This is a genomic window from Anaerocolumna sp. AGMB13020 (assembly GCF_033100115.1).
Classification (GTDB): domain Bacteria; phylum Bacillota; class Clostridia; order Lachnospirales; family Lachnospiraceae; genus Anaerocolumna.
In genome coordinates this window covers 3,645,897-3,668,144 of the sequence record NZ_CP136910.1, presented here as the reverse complement: position 1 = coordinate 3,668,144, position 22,248 = coordinate 3,645,897, and the positions used below count along the sequence as shown (strand labels likewise).

Below are 22,248 nucleotides of genomic sequence, written 5' to 3'. Positions count from 1 at the left end.
ATTCACCTCTTTCGTATAACTATCTCTTCTCATCAACCAGTAACCCGGCCAGTTCCCAAACCTTTGCCAACATTTCCAGGCTCTTCTCCGGCGGTATTTCCTTTATTACCTCATCTGTTTGCTCATCGATTAATTTTATTGAAATTCGGTTGGTTTTTTCTTCTACAGAATATTCGCAGCGAGTTCTGGTTGCTTTGAAATTAGCTTCCGTTACCGTTGCTTTAATCTGTCTTGCCGCAATTTCTCCTTCTTTAACAGCGTCATCAGCCTTCGTTCCATCCAGTCCATTATCTTTATAAACTGCTGCCTTCGTTCCAGACGTACTGGTTCTGTTTACGTTAACAGGTGCCTGCTTTACAGGAGATGCTGCCACATGTGCCGTTTCTTTCTGTACTCTTTTAGCAGCATCACCATAAACACCTGAGTTAATATTATCGATTGCCATAAAATACACCTCCATGTAATTACTTTTTAAGCTTCCTTGCTTATTGTTGAAGTAATAATAAATTAACATTTTCTTATTTTATTCCATTTATTGTTTTATCGGCATTTTTTCCTAATTGTTTATAGTGTTCTTTCACAATGCTTTCTTTCCCGAAACAATTTATCTTATTTACGAAATAAGTTCTTTAAGCCTTCTACGGTAATCTCACTTGTAGCTGCCTCTTTATTGGATTCCTGAATTTGAAGATAGATTTCCTTACGGTAGACAGGAACCGATTTTGGAGCACTAATTCCTACCTTTACCTGGTCACCCTTCACCTCAAGAATTGTAAGCTCTATGTCATTTCCTATTATAATAGATTCTCCAATTTTTCTGGATAGTGCCAGCATAATTTATTTCTCCCCTTTCATGTTCTGAACGGCATCATACACATTATATTTAACGGGGTAGTCATTGTTTTCTACAATTATCTGGCACCCTTTACAGGTATCTGTATTAATAATAAACGGTGCTTTAAGATTAACTGTCATTTTTGTAGCGTCTGCAGGTACTGTTACCGTAACCAGGACCAGCGTATTGTCATCATTCATAACACCAAAGGATGTTAACAATGAATCCTCAATTACCGGATTATAATCTTCTTTTATAGAAAGAGGATTCATAACAGGAATAGCAAGTCCCGGTTCTTCTATACATTGCAGCCAAGATACCAGCGGCTGTTCACCCTCTTCGATATCATATAGCAAGGTGTATTTATGAACTCCTTCAAATCCCATAATTCCTTGAGGAAATTCAATTATTTTATCTTCTTCAAGATCAATCTCACCAAAAAATTTGGTTGCTATCAACATCTTTCGCTACTTCCCTTCTCTTGTATATACCATTTTACATTTTCATACATTATTACATTTCTTACAGGAAATCCAGCAGACTTGCTCTTACCACTTTTCCTGCTGCGTTTAATGATGCCGTGTAAATAGTCTCTGCTGAATTCAACTTAATATACGTCTCTGCAATGTCTGCATCTTCGTTGTTTGACATTAGGTCTTCAAAATCCACTTGCTGGCTTGATAATCTGTCTTCCGTCAGATCCAACCTTATAGTTCGTGTTCCCAAATCAGCAATTGCTGTATTCAAACCATCCTGCGCTTTACTGCTTCCACGAATACCAATATTGAATTTACTCTGCATAATATTAGTCTTTAGCTTAAATTCAGTCTCTAAATTCTGCTGGGTTATCTTTAACGCATCTATTTGTGTCTGTGTTAGACTTTTATCTTCCAATTGCTTCTTTACTTCTGCTAATTTGCTTTCCGTAAGCTCTACGTCTTTTACTGCAGATAAGATTTCATCGATATCTCTTCCGATTCCGTGGTCAAAAGCATCCTTAGCCTGCGTATTAACGGTTAGTTTCTGGTTGAAATTTATTTCATACTGTATCTGCTGATCAGTCACGGTGTAATTCACACTGTTTGTATTATCTGTACAATCAAAATAATTTTCCGGTTTCAAATCCCCGGCTTCAAAATTTGTCTTACCATAAGTAACCGATATCTGCTGCGCTCCCTGCAAAGATGCATATACCGAATCCGAGAGAATCAGCTCTCCGGTTTCCGGAATATAATTTATAGTACCCGCTGCCGGGGAATAGGGATCAATGGTTGTATTACTTATGGAGGCACTTACTATATTGGCAGCAGCAATTGTTCCCGGATTACCATCTTTATCGATATATGTAATACTTGTAGGGCTTGCTGTATCCAAATTATCATAGGAAAGCCTTAATCTATGGGTATTTATAGTACTAGGAGCAGAGATTTCAGGACCGCCTGCTACTCCATAAGTCACTTTTGATATGGCGCTCAAATCTTCGCCTGTAAAATTCTCTTTGATAGTATAGCTGTTTACGGTATCTTCTTCAAAACTCAGAGCAGAATTCGTCTTATATCCAGTGAATACATACCTTCCGGCATAATTGGCGTTTCCCTCCTGGTATATCTGCTTTTTCATTTCTTCGAGAGTTTCCACAATACTTGAACGGTCGGAAGCGGTAAGAGAGTCTGTGGCCCCCTGAACACAGCTGGAATTAATCTTAGTCAGGATTTCATTCATATTTTTCATAGCTTCTTCCGTAACACTCATCCAGGATCTCGCATCCGGAATATTTTTTTCATAATATTGATTCAGCTCTGACAGATTGGTTCTTAACTTTAAGGCTCTGACCGCTACGATAGGGTCCTCGGAAGGACGCTGAATTTTCTTTCCGGTAGCATACTGTTCATCCAGTTTGCTTAATAAATTTTTATTTTTATTGATGTTAGACATCATATTATTGGTCATCATCTTATTTGTAATTCGCATCTATAAATCCCTCCAATTTCACCCTTACAGTCTCTCTCTAATGTCAAATCAGTACTATGATATTCTCATAATCCTAATGAGAAAGCAGCCAATTTTTTCAAATCAGCCTTTTCAGACTAAGGCAATTTATACTCCGGTGTCGTTGATCAATTTATCATAAATTTCATTCATTACAGAAATTGCTTTTGCAGAAAGATTATAAGCCTTCTGAAATTTCACCATATTCATCGCTTCTTCATCGATATCGACTCCCGAAACAGATAATCTCTGATTTTTGACCAAATCCAGGATGTCTTCCTGATTACTAGCGTTATCCGTAGCTTTTTTTGAATCGATTCCTATCTCTGCAACGAGGGTTTGGAAATAGGAGGCCGGCGTTCCCTGCTTAAACATTGCAGTTTTATCCTTTAATGCAAACAGTTTTTGGGCATTTTTACTATTCTCCACCCCATCTGTTATTATTGCATCGGCCGTTGCTATCTTTGACGGGTCCTTATAGACCTCCTGGGCTACAGTAAAATTAGCTGCTGTCAGGTACTGATATCCAACAACAGGTTTCGTAGTATTGGAAGCGTCATCCAGATTATAATCATCACCCGTCGCAGGCATCTTGGCTGCAAAGAAATTAACACCTTGAGCACCTTTTAGATCGTATCCACTTTTGTGAACAGCATTGAATTCCATCGCAAAGGTACGAACCAATTCATTCAGCTGACTCATGTAATAAGGAATTCCTTTATATGCCACATTTTCACCTACTCCAGCGGAGTAGGCTGCGTTAGCTGGATCAGTGGGATCTGGCAGCGTAGATATATCCTCTTCCATCTCAAAAGTATAAGATAATTTACCGGCAGTTTCAGTTACCGTATAGCTCTTATAGCTAAATGCACGGTTATTTATTGTTATGCTTCCGCTTTCTGGTATATTTAATTTGGCTATATCATTGATTGTGCTATTCTCAAGTGTTATGGTATTTGCAGTCGTATCCCGTCCGGTTACCGTACCATTGAGATATACTCCATTATTTCCGTCTCTCACCAGGAAAAGTGAATTAAGATAGGAACCGGATACAGTGTTCTGAAAAGCAAAATCATTTCCGTTGCTCCATTGGATGTCATATAATCCATCTGCATCATTCTGGTTTATCTTATCTTCTCTTGGTACTACCTTCAGAGTATTATAATCATTTGAATTTACAAGAATCTGTCCTTCAATCTTTACCATATAGCTGGTAACACCAACGCCCTGACCCACTACATTTTCAGAGACTGACACATTTACTATCTTTGATAATTCATCCACCAGAACATTTCTCTGGTCTCTTAAGTCATTCGCAAAGCCGCCGCCGGCTTCCAGTGTATTAATCTGCTTTGTTACACCTGCTATCTGCTGCCCCAGTGAATTGATGCGATCTACCTGTGTCTTAATCTCAAAATTACTTTCTTCCTGAATACTTTTGAGACTATTTGCCATTCCGTTGAAATACTCCGTCATATTCTTAGCATAGTTTACAAGCTGTGTCCTCGTTGTCAGACTGGACGGATTCTTTGTAAGCTCCTGTAAGCTGTCAAATACGGAGTTATAAGAGGTTGTGAAACCTTTCACTGATACCTCATTAAAATAATTTTCTATTTCCGTTGCATAATACTGTTTCGCACTGTATTCGCCGAAGGCTGCACTGTTCTTGCGATATTTCAGGTCGTAATAGGCATCTCTTGTCTGGCTGATACTAGTAGCATTAACTCCAGCGCCTACCATACCATAAGAACCATTAACCCTGATTGCATCGGCTGCCTTCTGGTTTAATACCTGCCTTGTATATCCGTCTGTCTCTGTATTGGTTATATTGTGGTAGGTTGTATTTAAAGCTGCCTGATATGTATATAACCCGGACGTTCCAATATTTAATCCAAAAAATGTTGACGGCATATTTCCACCTCTTCTCTTATAGTCTTGTCAATAGATGTTCCAGCATCTGATCGATAACAGTAATATATCTGGATGATGCATTATAGGCATGTTGGAATTTTATAAGGTTTGTCAATTCTTCATCCGAAGAGACCCCCATGATTGCCTGTCGCTGATCATCAATATTCTGTGCCATGATGGCCTGATTCTGACTGATGGTATTTAACTCATCCCCTTTTGTTGCAAGCTCACCGGTAAAATTCGTATAATAATCCTTAAAGGTACTCACTGCAAGGCTGTTGGGAGAAAGTGAAGCAAATGGTTTACTCCAGAGATCTATTAAAGCCTGGGCAGTTTTCATATCGACTTCGTCGCCTTCTTTGCTGGTGCTTAACGGAATCTTTGAATAATTATTTTTTATATTTGAATTGATTTCAATCTCACCCAGTGTAAAAAGGGAATATATATCGGATGGATCTTCTTCATTATATTTCTTGACGGTGACGGTCTGCAGCGTTCCGCTTGCATCATAAACCTGTATGGATTCTTCACTGTATCTCTCCGTGGATTTACGATTAAACAGTGCTTCACCTTGTGTATGACCCGGTATATCCATACCATAAGGAGCTTTTTCTTCGTCGAGTACCTTAATCTTCTTTACAATGGTGCCATCGGGCTTTACAATGGCATCCTTTACGACATCTCCGCCGACTTTTACTATTTGATTACCATCCGCATCAACGGTTACCACTCCGCCAATTACGGCCTGCTCAATTTCTTTATTGGGAGACAGAATGTCATTTATGGCGGTTACCATACCATGTATCAATTGATCAAACTGAGCTTGGGTGGTCATAATGACAGATACATTTACATTTTTGTTATATTCCGCTGCTTTTACTTCATACGCCGCCAGATCTGCTTTATATTGATTCTGATCTGTATAATCCGCTTCTACGGGTTTAACAGGTATATCCGTATAATTGGCTTTTTCTGACCCTCTTGCTACAAGGAGGCCTCTTAAGGAGCCTATATCTGATTGATTTTCAGTGGTACTGGGCCTGTCCAGATTAAATACATCTGTGTTAAATGCTACCCATACCGGTTTTAGAAAATCGGATGAATCACTTACCTTGGCAACTCCCATTTTGTTGGTTCCGGTTTCGGTTACCAATGGCATATCCTCTGCTGAAACAGTGACTACGCCATTTGAATTTTCTTTGTAAGTAATATTTACCAAGCCGCCCAACTCATCTAAAAGATTGTTTCTCTCATCTCTTAAATCATTGGCATTTTCCACGCCATTACTTTCATACTGACTTATTCTTTTATTTAAATCACTTATACCGGTAGCTATTTCATTTATCCTTGAAACTTTATCCGATATCTGTTTGTTCAGATTCAGCTGGTATTCATTCAGCTGCTTGTATATGGTGTCTGCTCTTTCCAGTAAACTCTCAGCATTCTGTACAAGAGTGGCTCTTACTTCGATTGCATCCGGCTGCTTTGACAACTCCTGAATAGAGGTCCAAAAATTCTTAAGCGAATCTTGAAATGCTACACCTTCCAACTCACCGAACATGCTCTCTACTTCCTGAACACTTTCATACTGCGCCTCATAAAAGGCCTGACGTCCTACCTCTGTACGATAGGATTTGTCATAGAAGATACTCCTGACCTGCCGGACAGTTTCAATGTTAACACCCAGGCCGGTCTGAAGTGTGGAAATGTGGTTAACACCCCACTTCTGGTAAGCAAAATCCGCCATTACCACCTGCTGTCTGGTATAACCCTTGGTTCCGACATTTGCCAGGTTATGGGCGGTTGTATTTAATGCATTCTGACTAGCGGTAAGACCAGATACTCCTACCTGTAAACTGCTTGATAAGCTCATAAGATTTCACCTTCTTTAGTAAATTTGCACTTGTTTTAAAGTGTTCTACTGCTTCGCGTCAAACATCCCTGCCTGACCACCGGACATGTCCACTTCAGATGCTCCTCTGTTATAGCTGTGATTCCCCGGTGACATCCTTGTACTCTGTATAAAATTCATATTGAATTCTATCATCTCTAGGGATTGTTGGATTAACGACTTGTTATGATTATTAATTTCTACAAGAATTTGAACGGTTCTTTTTAGAGTGTCATGAATTTCGATTAGTTTGTTCTTTTCTGCGGGCTGCTTGTCCATCATCTGGATAACCGCTTTGATATTTATGGTTGCCGGATCTTTGCTGACTACAACTCCAATATTTTTGATAATCTCTTCACGCCTTTTCTCCAAGGCATTGATGTCATCCGCCAAATGCTGCTCTTTCTCGGTGATTGCGTGAAGAGCATTTAAATCATTCTTTACAATAATCTGTGTTTTCTCTCTTGCCATGGGGAGAAGCTCTTTATAGATCTCACATTCATGGTCTAATGTTGTGATTAATTCTTCAATCAAACTAGCCACAGCTCAACCTCTTTCTAATACGGATTAAATGGTTTTCTCAAAGTATCTGTCCAGGATATGGGAAGCTACTTCTTCCATGTTTACATTGTATGCTCCGGATTGCAGTTTGTTTTTGATGTCCTTTACCTTATCTTCCCTGACATCTGGTGCCTGACTAAGGGCCAGCTTCGCTGTCTGGTAGTCCTTTGCTGTATTTGAGATTTCCAGCTTATCTTTTCCAGCTGCATTTACGCTTTTGGAAGTCTTTTGTATGTTATTGGTCTGATACACTTGTGAAATTTTGTTATATGCATCAATTCTCATTTTATTCACCACCTGTCTAATTACTGTATGCTTATCATGTTATATTTATCGGACGTATGACCTATTATATTAAGAGCAAATTGAATTTTTTTATCGTTATCAGGCTTTTATATAGATGTTTCCTTAGAAATATCCTATATCTGACGGCTTCCTTTCAATCTTTTTTAATCCACATAATACCAGGGCAAGACAAGAAAATTATATGCGACGGTTAAGTAATCTCAAACTGTCTGTCTATTATATTATATACAATTTATCTATAATTGATCGCATTTATAGACTGAAACAAAATTTAACAGGTATATGGCTATTTGATAAAACATTATTAACGGAGCACTATTTCATTTTCCTGTTGCCTTTTATACATTTGCAATTATATATTGACCTGCTGTTGTATACCTTGTCTGCAGCAGGATATAATGCGTATAATGTTCAGCTATAGTCAGAGCAGATAGCAAGTAAAGTCATCTGACTCAGCTTGACAGCTTTACTTAAGCAGCCGTTTTTTTATACTCAAAAAGACAGGATCTGACCTATGCCAAACCCTGTCTCTAATCATTTACTTTACTGACAATTATTTATGTCTATTAAGTTTTTCTTTTACTATTCTTACTTTTAATACTTCATATCCTTTAAGATATCACAGAAATCAAAGGTACTGAAATAATCCTTCGGCGTTTCTTTCCTTCTGATTAATTTAACAGAACCATCCTCCTGCAGTAAAAGCTCTGCTGATTTTAATTTACCATTATAATTATATCCCATGGCATAACCATGAGCACCTGTATCATGAATGACAACAAAATCACCTATATCAATCTTGGGAAGCATACGGTCTACCGCAAATTTATCATTGTTTTCGCATAGTGAACCGGTGATATCATATTTGTAATCGCAAGGTTCATTCTCTTTACCCATTACTGTCAGATGGTGGTATGCACCGTACATAGCAGGTCTCATAAGATCTACCGCACATGCATCAAGACCGATATATTCCTTATAAATATGCTTCTCATGAATGGCAGTTGTCACAAGATGACCGTATGGAGCAAGCATGAAACGGCCAAGCTCTGTAAAGATAGCTACCTCCTCCATACCCGCAGGTACCATTACCTCTTCAAAAGCTTTTCTTACGCCTTCACCGATTACCAAAATATCATTAGGCTCCTGTTCCGGTCGATAGGGGATACCCACACCACCTGAGAGGTTAATGAATTTAATATCTGCTCCGGTCTTTTCCTTTAACTCGACCGCCAGCTCAAACATTATTTTCGCAAGAACCGGATAGTATTCATTGGTAACGGTATTGCTGGCAAGGAAGGAGTGGATACCAAAATGCTTGGCACCAAGACCTTTCAGCTTCTTAAAGCCTTCAATAAGCTGCTCTTTTGTAAACCCGTATTTGGCATCACCGGGGTTATCCATTATACCATTACTGATGGTGAAGACACCTCCGGGATTATAACGGCAGCAGATTGTCTCCGGTATTCCCCCGAGCTTATCCAGAAAATCAATATGGGTAAAATCATCCAGATTGATAATAGCATTTAACTCCTTCGCTTTTATATATTCTTCCGGAGGTGTGGTATTTGATGAAAACATAATGTCAGAATCTGTAAACCCCAGGGCATCTGACATCATAAGTTCTGTCATGGAGGAGCAGTCAGCTCCGCAGCCTTCCTCCTGTAATATTTTTAAAATAAATGGATTGGGAGTTGCTTTTACTGCAAAATATTCTTTAAAGCCCTTATTCCAGGCAAAAGCCTGCTTCAGCTTTCTGGCATTCTCTCTGATACCTTTTTCATCATAGAGATGAAAAGGTGTGGGATACTCTTTTACAATTTCCTGCAATTGCTCTTTCGTCACAAAGGTTTTTTTCATACGGCTTCATCCTTTCCACATAAATTGCCTGTACCTCTAAGTTACCTATTACCTGCTATTGGCGTTTTGGAAACGCTCTGCAAAATGTTATTTCATATAAGGAACACTATATTATATCAGATGGCACTTGTCAATATGTTAATAGCCTTAAAAGGTTAATTATTTGAGAAAGATTCTCAATATTTATTATTTTACCGCAAATGGAATGATTTCTTCTATTTTTCGCTCCTCAACCACCGCCATATAATCCTGTATTGATTCGAAGGGAGCCGCTACGAGTATCCCGCCGTGCCTATCTCTTTTGTGATGTGCATCGGAACCGCCTGTCACAGGCTTCTCCCACTTAGCCGCGTACTCCTCCCCTAATTGATTGAACAGGGCTTCTTTATTTCCTCCGTTCATGATCTCTACAGCATCTGCCAGTTCAGGCACTGGTTTTAAGTCCGTCAAAAGCCTGCGGTTTCTGTAAGGGTGCGCATGAACTACAAATCCTCCGCTTTCCTTAATCTTCTGGTAATGGGTTTGCAGATCCAGGTACAGAATATCACGGTTTTCAAGAAGCCACTGCTTACCCAATCCATAAATTAAGAAATCCATGCCTTTTATACTCTCTTCCCATCCAAAAAAAACAGAAAGTCCTATTTCATTTCCTTCCTTTAATGCCTCTTCATAGCCTTTCATAAAACCATTCACCCACTGTTCCCAGGATAGTTTTCTAGATACGGCCGTATTCCCATTATAAAAATGATCTGTAATAATTATTCCGTCATACCCAAGTTTTTTATATAACCTCGCCTGTTCCCTGCCGCTAAAATCCGCACAGGCACTTCCTTCTCTCGTGTGAACATGGGTATCATATTTATATAATTTCATGGTTTTTCATACCTTTCCTTCTGTCATCCTATGTAAATAGGCTCCACTGCTGCTAACTTCCATTCAAACGAAAGCTGTTTAAAAATTGTTGATTTCTTTCCTTTGATTAGTATATCTCCATTGTAATGAAAATAACAGTTCTTTTCATGCATAACACCAGGGAATAATAATTCTATGGAAATCTGTATTTACTTTTAATTGCATCAAGTATATACTTTTTATAACCAACTGAGGTATTGCTGTTATATTTACCAGGTAATACATGTTATGGAATTCTGTTAGGTGTCAATCACTGCAAAGAATTCCATCGTTAACTGCCTGAGTAATGTATACTATAGATACCATAACACCAAAAGATTACACCAAAAAGAATTAATTCACAAGAAGTATAGAAAGGATACCAGGATGGAGTTAGTTGAACAATTAATACATTTCGGGCTTACCAGGCAGGAATCTACCATCTATCTGACCCTGCAGGTAAACGGAGAACTAACCGGATATGAGGTTGCCAAGCTGACTGGTATATCCCGCTCCAATACCTATAATGCATTAGCCGGCATAGTCGAAAAAGGGGCAGCTTATGTTATGGAGGGCAATGTAACAAAATATACCCCTGTTCCTTTCGAAGAATTCAGCCGAAATATCATACGCAATCTGGACAGTATAAGAGAAATGGTTATCAAAAATATGCCCGCCAGAAAGAAAGAAACCGATGGCTATATTACAATTAAAGGGGAAGAAAATATTCTAAACAAGCTCCGAAATATGTTAGAGGAATGTGAGAAGCGTATTTACCTGTCCGTCTCCTCCTATATTCTGGAGCTCATAGAAGCTGACCTGAAAAAACTCGTGGCACGAGATATCAAGGTTGTTATCCTAACGGATAAGCCACTAAAGCTGGAAGGTGCCATTATATACGGAAAAGAACAGGTTAACTGTCAGGTCCGTTTAATTGTAGATTCCTACAAAGTCCTGACGGGCGAAGTAAATGATAAAGAGTTCTCAACCTGCCTGTATTCAAAGAATCAGAATCTGGTGGACGTATTCAAAGAGATGCTGCAGAACGAGATAACACTGATTCAGATGGCAGAACAATCCCTTAAGAACTAATATGTATGCTTTCATTCAAAGAAGAAATGACTTATATCCGGTTGTTTCTTTTTTTATCCCAATGTTTAAATTCTGATTAAATGCATTATACTCCTTAACATACGCTTCTAAAAGAGTCCTCTCACCTTAAATTCAGCAGGGTCTGATACCTTACAGGTATAGAAATTATGGATTTTCCCCTTAAAATATGTTAGAATAGAAATAATTGATTGATTTACGAAAGGAAATAAATGTATGGAACAATATACCGGCAGTCAGATAGTAGTCCTTGAAGGTTTGGAGGCTGTAAGAAAGCGCCCTGGTATGTATATCGGCAGTACCGGCTCCAGAGGCCTTCACCATCTTATATGGGAAATCCTTGATAACGGCATAGATGAGCACCTTGGAGGTTACTGCACGCAGATACATGTAACACTGAAAAAGGATGGCGGAATTACATTACGGGACAACGGACGTGGTGTTCCAGTTGACATCCATCCCACCAAACATATTCCAACCGCCCGTGTGGTATATACCATATTACATGCCGGCGGCAAGTTCGGCGGTACGGCCTATAAAGTATCCGGAGGACTGCATGGTGTAGGTGCTTCCGTTGTTAACGCCTTGTCAAAGCGTATGATCGTTGAAATTCATCAGGACGGAAAAATTTATCAGGACGAATACCAAAACGGAGGACATCCTGTCACGGAACTGGTAGATGGTTATCTTCCGGTTGTCGGGAAATGCAATAAAAGCGATACCGGAACCCAGGTGACCTTCTACCCTGATGATACCATATTTGAAACTGTAGAATTCAAAGCCGATACCATAAAGAAAAAACTAAAAGAAGTTGCTTATTTAAATAAAAATCTTTATATCCGTTTTCAGGATGAGAATACCGGAGAAGATGTAACTTACCAGGAAGAGTTCGGCATCAAAAGCTTTGTGGCTTATTTAAATCGTGACACGGAAATTCTCCACGAAGAGCCTGTCTATCTTTCAGGTCAGAACGGAGACATCGAAGTGGAAGTAGCTTTTCAGTATACCCAGTCTTATAATGAGCAGATTAACGCCTACTGCAACCGTATTAATGTCGTTGATGGCGGAACCCTGGTTACCGGTTTTAAGACAGCCTTAACCAGAGTAATTAATCAGTATGCCAGAGAACTTGGTACCTTAAAGGATAAGGACGAAAATCTGGACGGAAAGGATATCCGTAATGGCCTGGTGGCAATTATATCCATCAAACATCCAGACCCTCAGTTTGAGGGCCAGACAAAAACAAAGCTCGGCAATACAGACGCTAAAAGTGCTGTAGATGATGTCTTTTCCACTGAGGTCCAGAGATACTTTGATAAAAATATAGAAGTTTTAAAACGCATTATTGATAATTCCATGAAATCCTACAATGCCCGAAAAGCCGGAGACAAAGCAAGACTTGCAGTATTAAAACAACTTTCCGATTCAGATGCCAAGACTAAGCTGGCCTCCTGTTCCTCCAAAAAAGCAGAGGAATGCGAAGTATATATCGTAGAAGGTGATTCCGCCGGCGGAACTGTAAAAACTGCCAGAGACAGACGTACTCAGGCCGTGCTTCCATTAAGAGGTAAAATCTTAAACGTAGAGAAATCCTCTTTGGAGAAGATCTTAGTAAACAATGAGATCAAATCCATGATTGCCTCCTTTGGCTGCGGGATCGGAGATGATTTTGATATCAACAAATTGCGTTATGGCAAGATAATCATCTTAACCGATGCAGACGTGGACGGGGCACATATCAGTACACTCCTTATGACTTTCTTTTACCGGTTTATGCCTGAATTGATTTTGGAAGGAAAGATTTACAGAGGGTTGCCGCCTTTATACAAGGTGGACTACGAAACTACCTTAAAAAATAAGAAAAAGAAACAATCAGAATATCTCTTTAATGATTTCGAGCTGGAGAAATTCAGAAAAATAAAAGAAAATAAAATAATAGCTCTGCAGCGCTATAAAGGACTTGGTGAAATGGATGCTTCTCAGCTCTGGGAAACCACACTAAACCCGGATACCCGTGTACTTGCGCAGGTTACCATCAGTGATACCATGGAAGCAGATGAAATTACCTCCCTCCTTATGAGTAATAACGTTCCTCCCAGAAGAAATTTCATCATGGAAGAAGCAAAATATGCGAAGCTTGATATATAGAAACTAGATATATAAGGTAGATATATAAGCGCTAGATATTTAAACGCTAGATATTTAAATGCTAGATATCTAAAGCTAGATATATAAAACTAGATATATAAACGCTAGATATATAAAACTAGATATATAAACGCTAGATATATAAACGCTAGATATATATATACGCTAGATATATAAAACTAGATATCTAAAGCTAGATATCTAAATGCTAGATATCTAAACGAAGAAAATGCGAATACTGAGAGTTGTTTATAAACTCTCAGACTAGTTAGAGATAATTCTGAATCTGCAAGCAGATACAGCATGCAAGGGGCGTGGTATGGAAATTGGAAGACAAAATCCATATTTATAGAACTACACCTAGACGCGAATGGGTATTGGTATGAAGAAAGGACATCTTCACGCAGAAAAAGCCCAAATAAGCTCAGAGAATTCAGCCTCTGACTTTTTCAGGAGTCCTATCGGTAACAGAAAACGCGGCATCATGTCGCCAGAAGTGAAGGAAAATTTATTAGAAAGGCTGCCACGCTAAGATTCTTTCACTCATTTGATTTGTGGCAGTATCGCAGCCTATATGCGATAGACAATGGGTATACACATGAAAGAAACAACGGAAAATATCATACAGCTTGACTATTCGGAGGAAATGCGCAATTCCTTTAGAGATTATGCCATAAGCGTAATTATCGCAAGAGCACTTCCCGATGTCAGGGACGGCTTGAAGCCGGTACAAAGAAGAATATTATATGCTATGAAGGAGCTGGGCCTGGACCCGCAGAAACCCCATCGTAAAAGCGCCCGTATCGTAGGTGATACCATGGGTAAATACCACCCCCACGGCGACAGTTCTATTTATGATGCACTGGTTAGAATGACAGAGGATTATTCCATGTCCATACCTTTAGTAGACGGCCATGGAAACTTTGGCTCCATTGACGGTGACGGAAGTGCGGCAATGCGTTATACAGAAGCCAGGTTATCTGATGGCGCCATGACAATGCTTGACCATCTGGAAAAGGGGCTGGTACCCTTTATTCCCAACTTTGATGACAGCGAGAAGGAACCAGTGGTACTGCCGGCAATGATTCCGAATCTTTTAATCAACGGCTCTACCGGAATTGCTGTAGGTATGGCAACGAACATACCACCCCATAACCCGGCAGAGGTAATAGACGGTGCCATCGCATATCTGGACAACCCTGAAATCACCCTTGATAAATTAATGAAATATATACCCGGCCCTGATTTCCCTACGGGCGGCATTATTATAAACCAGGAAGATATCCGTAACATCTATGAAACCGGAGAAGGAAAAATTCGTCTTCGTTCCGCCACGGAAATTGAAAACGGAGAAAACGGCCGTAAGAATATCATAATCACAGAGATTCCCTATACTGTAGCCGGCAATAAGACCAAACTGGTCGAAAATCTGGTTATCCTTATGAAAGACAAAGTTTTTGATGAAATCTATGATGTAAGAGATGAATCTTCCAAAGAAGGAATTCGTGTGGTAATCGAAGTTAAGAAAGACCGGGATACGGAAAATCTGCTTAACGGATTATATAAGAAGACTCTGATGGAAGACACTTACGGCGTCAATATGCTGGCTGTAAAGGAGCAGCAGCCTATGGTCTTCTCCTTAAAAGCCATGCTGAAGGAATTTATTGTATTTCAGGAAGAGCTTTATACTAAAGAGTATGAACATCTCCTGGCAAAGACAGAAAACAGGCTGGAGATTGTAGACGGTTTAATTCGTGCTACGGATGTAATAGACCTGATAATAGAAATACTGAGAGGCAGCTCTTCTATCGGACAAGCCAAAGCCTGTCTAATCTCCGGAGACATTACAGATATCAAGTTCAAGTCCAAGGCCTCCGAAAAACAGGCTAAAACCCTTGACTTTACAGAACGTCAGGCGGAGGCAATACTTGCCATGCCATTAAGCCGATTAATCGGGCTGGAAATACTTAAACTGCATGAGGAAAATGATTCCTTAAGAAATAGTATAGAAAATTACAAGCTTATCCTAAACGACAAAGCAGAATTGTACAGGGTAATTAAGACCACCCTAAAGGAATATAAAAAGACCTTTAACATACCAAGAAGAACACAGCTATCCTCTATCGCAAACGTAGATTATGTGGAAGAAGTAAAAATTGAAGACCTATACATCCTAATAGACCGGTTCGGCTATACCAAATCCATAGATTCCGTCTCCTATACGAGGCTTTCAGAGGATACCATAAAAGAATATCCCAACATAATCCTTTGCAAAAATACGGACAAGCTCTGCCTTTTTACCGCCGAAGGTAATATGCATCAGGTCAAAGTATCTCAGATACCCAAGTGCAAGATCAAGGATAAAGGTGCTCTGATTCATACACTATGCAAGGTAGACAAAGAAAACATCCTCTTATATACCTCCTTCGAACAGCTCTTTGAGTCACAATTAGTATTTTCAACCAAAGCCGGCTTTATAAAACTGGTATCCGGAATAGAGTTTGAGACTATTCGCTCAACGATCTCCGCTACGAAACTGGAAACAGGAGATGAAATTGTAAGTATCATCATGTTATCAGCCAGTGAAGTGCTGGCAAAAGATTCAAAAGTTATCCTTCTGACAGAGAAAGGTGCCTCCTTAGGCTTCCAGTTAGAGGAAATACCTGAAATGAAGAAAACCGGCAGAGGTGTCAAATCCATCGAACTTGAAAAAGGTGATTCCGTTGTCTTAACTGCCATCCCCAAATCAACGGAAGAATATTTCCTATACAAAGATAAAGAATTATGTATCAAGAAAGTCCGCCTAAGAAAGAGAGCACAAAAAGGACAGAAGGCGCAGCTAGAAAAATAAATGTTATTGTATCCTACGAAGTTAAAGCAAAATATCAATGCATACAATAAAACTCAACGGGTATACAAACGCTGTATACCCGTTAAAATTTACCAAAACAGGTTCTGTAATAAATACCAGGAATGTGTTTCATTGCACCCAACATTTATTATAGAACCTTTATATTTATCTCTACTTTCTGACTGTCAAAAACCCAAGCTTCCATATGATTTCAGGAGAGTTACGCAAAACAGAAAGAACGAATGCGCCTATGGAAAGGCATTAGAAGACCTTTTCTCTGAAGATTTCGTGCTATATTATAAAACTGATTGTTTGAGCGAAGCGAGTTATCAGTTTTATAATATGCCAAGCACAAAATCATCAGAGAAATAGGACTTCTTATGCCTTGGAATGGAAGCATGAGTTCTTTCTGTTTTGCGTAACTCGCCGTCCCCTTGTGAAAACCTCCTCTTCTGCCTCTAAAATCAATTCTAAAATACACCAAAAAAAACCGCCATTTTTAAACCCGAAGTTAACATCTTTCATCAGACACATACAATATGTCTGACAATTGTTATTAGCTCCATATTTAAAACCTGGCGGTTATTTTATTCAGCTCTATCTTAAATACAACTATCCTTTGGTCTAACAGTATTCAGCACGTGAAATAAGTTTCTAAACACACTCCGGTACTGAAATCGCTCTCTTACCTGCTACCTTTATCATAAGGAATTCCTTCTGCCTTAGGTGCCTGTGAATTCCTGGAAGAGAAAGCAAGAATAACAAGAGTCGCAATATAAGGAATCATCTTATACACTTCCGTGGAAATAGGAAGAGTCTTTAATACCGGAACAACAGAATAAGCGGAAGCAAACGTCTTCATGATACCAAAGAAAAAAGCAGCTGCAATAATCTTGTTCGTTCTCCACTGACCAAAGATCAGTACTGCAAGTGCAAGGAAACCATAACCAGCAACACTGGCATTAAAATTTGTGGAGGTCGGTACGATAAATACCAATCCACCTATACCGGCTAACGCACCGGAAATCACCACACCGGCATAACGAATTTTGTAAACATTGATACCTACAGAATCTGCTGCCTGGGGATGCTCGCCACAAGCTCTCAGTCTTAAACCGAATTTGGTCTTGTTGATAACAATACCTGCCACAATAGCAATTCCTAATCCGATATATGTTGTAATATAGGCATTTCTAAATAATAACGGACCAATAAATGGAATATCTCCCAGAAACGGAACCTTATTCATATGAAACGTATCTTTAAACTGTATCTGCTGTACACCCTGAAGCATTCTGGCTACGAATACTACAAAAGCCGGTGCAAATAAATTCAAGGCAGTACCACTGATGGTCTGATCAGCTTTCAGATTAATAGATGCGAACGCATGTAGCAGAGAGAATATACCCCCTGAAATGGCTGCTACCAATAATGCCAGTAGCAGAAGGAGCTGTCCGCTCATCCTGGACTCAAAGATATGAATGAAGCCGATACCAAAGAATCCGCCCATAACCATAATACCTTCCAATGCAATGTTAACCACACCGCTTCGTTCGGAGAACATTCCTCCTAAAGCCACGATTAAGAGAGGAATTGCGAAAAACATGGTCTGTTGTACGATAAAATATAAAATATCCATTATTTTTCCTCCTTTACTGGGGCTGTCTCAGAAGGTTTTCTTCTTATTTTGCCGATGATACTCTTTATTAGCAAAGCAAAAGCACCAAAGTATATAATAGTAGCGATAATAATATCTACGATCTCAGGCACGAAATCATAGAGCTGTATATTGTTTCCACCTACCGTAATATGTCCGATAAAAAGTCCTGCAAACAGTATACCGATGGGATTGGACATACCAAGGAGCGCTACGGATATACCATTAAAACCCTGAGGAGCAAGTACATCCAGAACCTGCATATACTTACCGGAACCAGCAAGGTAGAGAAGACCTCCGCCAAGTCCGGAGAGCGCTCCGGCTATGGTCATGGATAAGATAATATTTCGTTTTGCATTGATTCCGGCATAACGGCTGGCGTCGGGACTTAAACCGCAGGCTTTCAGCTCAAAACCAAAGGTTGTTTTGTTTAATACAATATAAATGACAATAACAGCTAAGATAGCAATAAATATACTGATATTTATATTATTGGATTGGAATAACTTATCCAGTCCGGCTTTGGGTATAATTGCTGTTTTGGCAACAGGTACAGACTGACTCTTAATAGGATCGTATACATACTTAACGATTAAGATATTTACCAGATACATACCAATATAATTCATCATAATAGAAGTAATTACTTCATTAACATTTGCAACTGCTTTTAAGATTCCGGGTACCATTCCCCATAAAGCTCCGGCTATCAGAGCTCCGATAAGTGCTACCACCCAGTGAATCTCACCGGGTAAAAAGGTCCATTTTACACCAATGTAAACTGCTGCAAAAGCTCCGCAGGTAAACTGACCGGAGGAACCTATGTTGAAAAGTCCTGTTTTAAAGGCAAAGCCTACGGATAAACCAGTCAGTATAATGGGTGTGGACAGATAAAATACCTGTGCAATGCCCACCAGACCATCGGTAAATCCTCCCTTTAGTATCATTCCGAAAGCCGGGAAAGCCTGCTTGGAATTACTAAAAAGCAATATGATCAATCCGATAAGAAGTCCGGCAGCAATTGCTATAATGGATGCAATAAAATCCTTGCCGCCCTTGCTTAACATAAATTTCCGCTTCTTCATATATATCCTCTTTCCTGCTCTTGGCATAATTCTTATCTCAATATCCGAAAATAACTTAAGCGGTTTAACGGATACCGTCTATTAGACAGCTACAGGTTCGCAAACAGACAACCTCTGTAACGTTATCCCTTAATAACTGTTTCATAACAAGAATTAAGCACCCGGCTTTTCATTTGCGATTTTTCTTTTGGAGCCGGACATATAGAGTCCAAGTTCCTGTACCGTTACCTCTTTCGGATTAAGATCAGCAACAATCTCACCTTCATACATTACAAGAATACGGTCACTGACATCCATAACTTCATCTAATTCCAGAGAAACCAACAATACAGCCTTTCCGTTATCCCTTTGTTTTATCAGCTGTTTGTGTATATATTCCGTAGCACCGATATCAAGTCCTCTGGTAGGCTGTACGGCAAGTACGATATCCGGGTCCCTGTCAAGTTCCCTGGCAATGATAACTTTCTGCTGGTTACCGCCTGACATGCCTCTGGTTGTGGATTCTTCGTCCTGAGAGCTTCTGATATCATATTGCTTAATCAGTTTTCTTGCATATTCTCTAATGGCATCAAAACGGATAAAACCCGCTTTTTGAAATCTTTGTTCAAAGTAAGTCTGAAGTACAGCATTCTGCTGAAGGGTATAATCAAGAACTAAGCCATGTTTGTGTCTGTCTTCCGGTATATGTGCCATACCTGCCAAACATCTTTTTCTGATGGAGTCCTTTGTGATATCCTTACCGTTTAATGATACCTTACCGGATTGTATTGGCATAAGTCCGGTAATACCATATACAAGTTCAGACTGTCCATTTCCATCAATTCCCGCAATACAAACAATTTCACCTTTCTTCACTTCGAAAGAAACGTCATTGACGACTTTCTTATGAGAAGTTTTTGAACTAACAGAGAGCCCTTCTACTTTTAAGGTTACATTTCCTAACTTCTCTTCCGCTTTTTCAAGGTTGAAACTAAGCTTACGGCCAACCATCATCTCTGACATGGTCTCTTTGGTGGCAGTTTCTACATCAATGGTTCCGATGTATTTGCCTTTGCGCAATACAGAACAGCGATTGGCTACCGCTTTGATTTCATTTAATTTATGTGAAATGAATATAATAGATTTGCCTTCGTCTACTAAATTCTTCATTATCTTCATCAATTCATCGATTTCCTGAGGAGTTAATACAGCAGTGGGCTCATCAAAAATCAGAATTTCGTTATCCAGGTAGAGCATCTTAAGGATCTCTACTCTTTGCTGCATACCTACAGTAATATCTGAGATATAGGAATCGGGGTCTATTTTTAGTTTATAATGTTCGCTTAACTCTACAATCTTTTTTCTGGCCTCATCCATCTTAAGGAAGCCGCCCTTTACGGTCTCCCGGCCTAAAACGATACTTTCCAGGACTGTGAAATTATGCACCAGTTTAAAATGCTGATGTACCATGCCGATATTAAGATTATTGGCATCATTGGGATTGTTAATCTTAACGGTTTTGCCGTTTATTTTAATCTCTCCCTGCTCCGCTTGATATAAACCAAATAAAACGCTCATTAATGTAGATTTTCCTGCTCCGTTCTCGCCAAGAAGAGCATGAACTTCTCCTTTTTTAACTCGCAGCGTTACATCATCAAGAGCTTTAAAATTACCGAACTCTTTCGTGATATGATTCATTTCAATGACATATTCCATACAGTCCTCCTAAGCTTTCTTTAAAAATGAGGGTACTTAAACTAATAGGTACCCTCATTGTTATATAAGTTGAACTTTCGTTTTCTTCGGTTAAAAACTTATAACAGCTTATATATAAATAGTCTTTATGCGTTAATTACTTAACTACTTCAACCTTTACACTTTCAACAGGAAGACCGCTTGCATCTGCAATAGCTGCACCGTCAGAACCAACTGCTGTTGTGTCATTTAAGATAGTAACTTCTTTCTTAACAATCTTATCATAAATTGCTGCATAATCATCAGCTGTGAACTTTGTAAATTTGGAAGTATCCATAGGAAGCTCAACACCTTCTGTTGTAGCATCAAGTGTTACAGAAGTTCCGCCGGGGAATGCATTTGCATAATATGTTGCTAATGCATCATATACGGATTTCTTTAAGTTCTTCATAGAAGAAGTGATAACTGTATCAGACTCGGTAGACTGATCAACGTCAACACCGATTACTTTTGCTCCTGCAGCTTCAGCAGCCTTCATAACAGAGTTACCAACAGCACCACCGCAAGCAAAGATTACTTCCGTTCCTTCATTATACCAGGAAGCTGCTTTTGCCTGATTGTCAGGTGTAGCATCAAAATTACCAACATAAGTGTATTTAACGTCAACGCTGCCAGCAGCAAGACCTAACTCTTTTGCTGCATACTCAGCACCCTGTACAAATCCGTAACCATAACGGATAACCGCAGGAACAGCAATACCACCCATGAAACCTAACTTTGTGTTGCCTTCTTTTACGATTGCATAACCAGCAAGGAAACCAGCTTCCTGCTCAGCATAGAAAATGGAGTAGGAGTTGGAAGCAATATCAGGAGTATAGTCACCAGCGTGAGGAACACCATCTAAGATGATGAATTTTACTTCAGGATATTTTGTCTGTGCTGTATGAACAGGTACTTCGAAAAGGTATCCGGGGCAAACAATAAGTTTTGCACCAGCTTTTACTGCAAGATCAATGCTTGTCAGGTAAGCTTCATCGGATTTCTCAGTAGGTTTGTAGTATTTGTAAGTCTTGTTGTTTTCTTTTGCATAAGCTTCAACACCTTCCCAGGATCCCTGGTTAAAGGACTTGTCATCGATGGTACCGATATCGGTAATCAGAGCGATTTCATAAGTGTCAGAACCGGAATTGTCAGTTGCTTCAGGTGTTGCTTCTGTTGTAGCTTCAGTAGTAGGTGTTGTTTCTCCGGTAGAACCAGTGTTATTGCCATTGTTGTTCTTTGAGCCACATGCTGCTAATGAGAATACTAACGTCATGGCTAAAGCAATACTTAATGCTTTTTTAAATAATTTCATTTTTTCATTCCTCCCTAAAAATATGTTTTTGAAAACTTTTCTTAAATCAGCCACACTTGGCAGCCGCTTTACAGACATTGACTCCAAACCGTAGTTTTAATACAACTGCGATTCTGCTCTTATGA

The 22,248-nt window shown here is 39.3% G+C and carries 17 protein-coding genes; 3 read left to right on the top strand and 14 right to left on the bottom strand.

Annotated elements, in window-relative coordinates; translation table 11 throughout:
- Positions 1-19: 19 nt before the first annotated feature.
- The 10 genes from R2R35_RS15220 to R2R35_RS15175 form a co-directional block, all read right to left on the bottom strand.
- A complete protein-coding gene (locus R2R35_RS15220) occupies positions 20-445 on the bottom strand; it encodes a flagellar protein FlaG (protein WP_317730675.1) in 426 nt (141 codons plus the stop codon).
- A 164-nt stretch (positions 446-609) separates the two neighbouring features.
- The gene (gene csrA / locus R2R35_RS15215) at positions 610-834 is read right to left on the bottom strand and encodes a carbon storage regulator CsrA (RefSeq protein ID WP_317730674.1); all 225 of its coding nucleotides are present in this window, start codon (positions 832-834) and stop codon (positions 610-612) included.
- Positions 835-837: 3 nt separating this feature from the next.
- Entirely contained in the window at positions 838-1,296 is a 459-nt protein-coding gene (gene fliW, locus R2R35_RS15210) for a flagellar assembly protein FliW (protein ID WP_317730673.1), read from the bottom strand.
- A 61-nt stretch (positions 1,297-1,357) separates the two neighbouring features.
- Positions 1,358-2,806, bottom strand: coding sequence for a flagellar hook-associated protein FlgL (gene flgL / locus R2R35_RS15205; RefSeq protein WP_317730672.1), 1,449 nt, complete (start codon positions 2,804-2,806; stop codon positions 1,358-1,360).
- A 126-nt stretch (positions 2,807-2,932) separates the two neighbouring features.
- A complete protein-coding gene (flgK, locus tag R2R35_RS15200) occupies positions 2,933-4,735 on the bottom strand; it encodes a flagellar hook-associated protein FlgK (protein WP_317730671.1) in 1,803 nt (600 codons plus the stop codon).
- A 16-nt stretch (positions 4,736-4,751) separates the two neighbouring features.
- On the bottom strand, positions 4,752-6,608 hold the full coding sequence (gene flgK / locus R2R35_RS15195; RefSeq protein WP_317730670.1) for a flagellar hook-associated protein FlgK: 1,857 nt from the start codon (positions 6,606-6,608) through the stop codon (positions 4,752-4,754).
- Positions 6,609-6,653: 45 nt separating this feature from the next.
- Positions 6,654-7,169, bottom strand: coding sequence for a flagellar protein FlgN (locus tag R2R35_RS15190; RefSeq protein WP_317730669.1), 516 nt, complete (start codon positions 7,167-7,169; stop codon positions 6,654-6,656).
- 24 nt (positions 7,170-7,193) lie between these two features.
- Positions 7,194-7,472, bottom strand: a complete 279-nt coding sequence (flgM, locus tag R2R35_RS15185; RefSeq protein ID WP_317730668.1) for a flagellar biosynthesis anti-sigma factor FlgM — start codon at positions 7,470-7,472, stop codon at positions 7,194-7,196.
- A gap of 615 nt (positions 7,473-8,087) precedes the next feature.
- The gene (locus tag R2R35_RS15180) at positions 8,088-9,353 is read right to left on the bottom strand and encodes a diaminopimelate decarboxylase (RefSeq protein WP_317730667.1); all 1,266 of its coding nucleotides are present in this window, start codon (positions 9,351-9,353) and stop codon (positions 8,088-8,090) included.
- Between the two features lie 186 nt (positions 9,354-9,539).
- Positions 9,540-10,226 (bottom strand): PHP domain-containing protein, encoded by a 687-nt coding sequence (locus R2R35_RS15175; protein WP_317730666.1) that lies wholly within the window; start codon positions 10,224-10,226, stop codon positions 9,540-9,542.
- Positions 10,227-10,631: 405 nt separating this feature from the next.
- On the opposite strand from R2R35_RS15175, the gene R2R35_RS15170 reads away from it, so the two are divergent.
- From R2R35_RS15170 to R2R35_RS15160, 3 genes are all read left to right on the top strand, one after another.
- Positions 10,632-11,336: a TrmB family transcriptional regulator gene (locus tag R2R35_RS15170; protein WP_317730665.1), complete on the top strand. Its 705-nt coding sequence runs from the start codon at positions 10,632-10,634 to the stop codon at positions 11,334-11,336.
- A 234-nt stretch (positions 11,337-11,570) separates the two neighbouring features.
- Complete coding sequence (locus R2R35_RS15165) at positions 11,571-13,502, top strand: DNA gyrase/topoisomerase IV subunit B (protein ID WP_317730664.1); 1,932 nt, start codon at positions 11,571-11,573, stop codon at positions 13,500-13,502.
- Between the two features lie 598 nt (positions 13,503-14,100).
- Positions 14,101-16,353: a DNA gyrase/topoisomerase IV subunit A gene (locus R2R35_RS15160; protein WP_317730663.1), complete on the top strand. Its 2,253-nt coding sequence runs from the start codon at positions 14,101-14,103 to the stop codon at positions 16,351-16,353.
- A 685-nt stretch (positions 16,354-17,038) separates the two neighbouring features.
- On the opposite strand, the gene R2R35_RS15155 is transcribed toward R2R35_RS15160, so the two are convergent.
- From R2R35_RS15155 to R2R35_RS15140, 4 genes are all read right to left on the bottom strand, one after another.
- Entirely contained in the window at positions 17,039-17,992 is a 954-nt protein-coding gene (locus R2R35_RS15155; protein WP_317730662.1) for an ABC transporter permease, read from the bottom strand.
- Entirely contained in the window at positions 17,992-19,095 is a 1,104-nt protein-coding gene (locus tag R2R35_RS15150) for an ABC transporter permease (protein WP_317730661.1), read from the bottom strand. Before R2R35_RS15150 ends, R2R35_RS15155 begins: the two co-directional genes overlap by 1 nt.
- Before the next feature lie 153 nt (positions 19,096-19,248).
- Positions 19,249-20,790, bottom strand: coding sequence for an ABC transporter ATP-binding protein (locus tag R2R35_RS15145; RefSeq protein WP_317730660.1), 1,542 nt, complete (start codon positions 20,788-20,790; stop codon positions 19,249-19,251).
- Between the two features lie 136 nt (positions 20,791-20,926).
- On the bottom strand, positions 20,927-22,123 hold the full coding sequence (locus R2R35_RS15140) for a BMP family lipoprotein (RefSeq protein ID WP_317730659.1): 1,197 nt from the start codon (positions 22,121-22,123) through the stop codon (positions 20,927-20,929).
- Positions 22,124-22,248: the final 125 nt, after the last annotated feature.

Bases quoted from the DNA above. Each gene is read 5' to 3' on its own strand.
- flgK (WP_317730670.1), bottom strand. From the start codon at position 6,608: ATGAGCTTATCAAGCAGTTTACAGGTAGGAGTATCTGGTCTTACCGCT.
- flgK (WP_317730671.1), bottom strand. From the start codon at position 4,735: ATGCCGTCAACATTTTTTGGATTAAATATTGGAACGTCCGGGTTATAT.
- flgL (WP_317730672.1), bottom strand. From the start codon at position 2,806: ATGCGAATTACAAATAAGATGATGACCAATAATATGATGTCTAACATC.
- R2R35_RS15175 (WP_317730666.1), bottom strand. From the start codon at position 10,226: ATGAAATTATATAAATATGATACCCATGTTCACACGAGAGAAGGAAGT.
- R2R35_RS15160 (WP_317730663.1), top strand. From the start codon at position 14,101: ATGAAAGAAACAACGGAAAATATCATACAGCTTGACTATTCGGAGGAA.
- R2R35_RS15165 (WP_317730664.1), top strand. From the start codon at position 11,571: ATGGAACAATATACCGGCAGTCAGATAGTAGTCCTTGAAGGTTTGGAG.
- flgM (WP_317730668.1), bottom strand. From the start codon at position 7,472: ATGAGAATTGATGCATATAACAAAATTTCACAAGTGTATCAGACCAAT.
- R2R35_RS15170 (WP_317730665.1), top strand. From the start codon at position 10,632: ATGGAGTTAGTTGAACAATTAATACATTTCGGGCTTACCAGGCAGGAA.
- R2R35_RS15155 (WP_317730662.1), bottom strand. From the start codon at position 17,992: ATGGATATTTTATATTTTATCGTACAACAGACCATGTTTTTCGCAATT.
- R2R35_RS15140 (WP_317730659.1), bottom strand. From the start codon at position 22,123: ATGAAATTATTTAAAAAAGCATTAAGTATTGCTTTAGCCATGACGTTA.
- R2R35_RS15220 (WP_317730675.1), bottom strand. From the start codon at position 445: ATGGCAATCGATAATATTAACTCAGGTGTTTATGGTGATGCTGCTAAA.
- csrA (WP_317730674.1), bottom strand. From the start codon at position 834: ATGCTGGCACTATCCAGAAAAATTGGAGAATCTATTATAATAGGAAAT.
- fliW (WP_317730673.1), bottom strand. From the start codon at position 1,296: ATGTTGATAGCAACCAAATTTTTTGGTGAGATTGATCTTGAAGAAGAT.
- R2R35_RS15145 (WP_317730660.1), bottom strand. From the start codon at position 20,790: ATGGAATATGTCATTGAAATGAATCATATCACGAAAGAGTTCGGTAAT.
- R2R35_RS15180 (WP_317730667.1), bottom strand. From the start codon at position 9,353: ATGAAAAAAACCTTTGTGACGAAAGAGCAATTGCAGGAAATTGTAAAA.
- R2R35_RS15150 (WP_317730661.1), bottom strand. From the start codon at position 19,095: ATGAAGAAGCGGAAATTTATGTTAAGCAAGGGCGGCAAGGATTTTATT.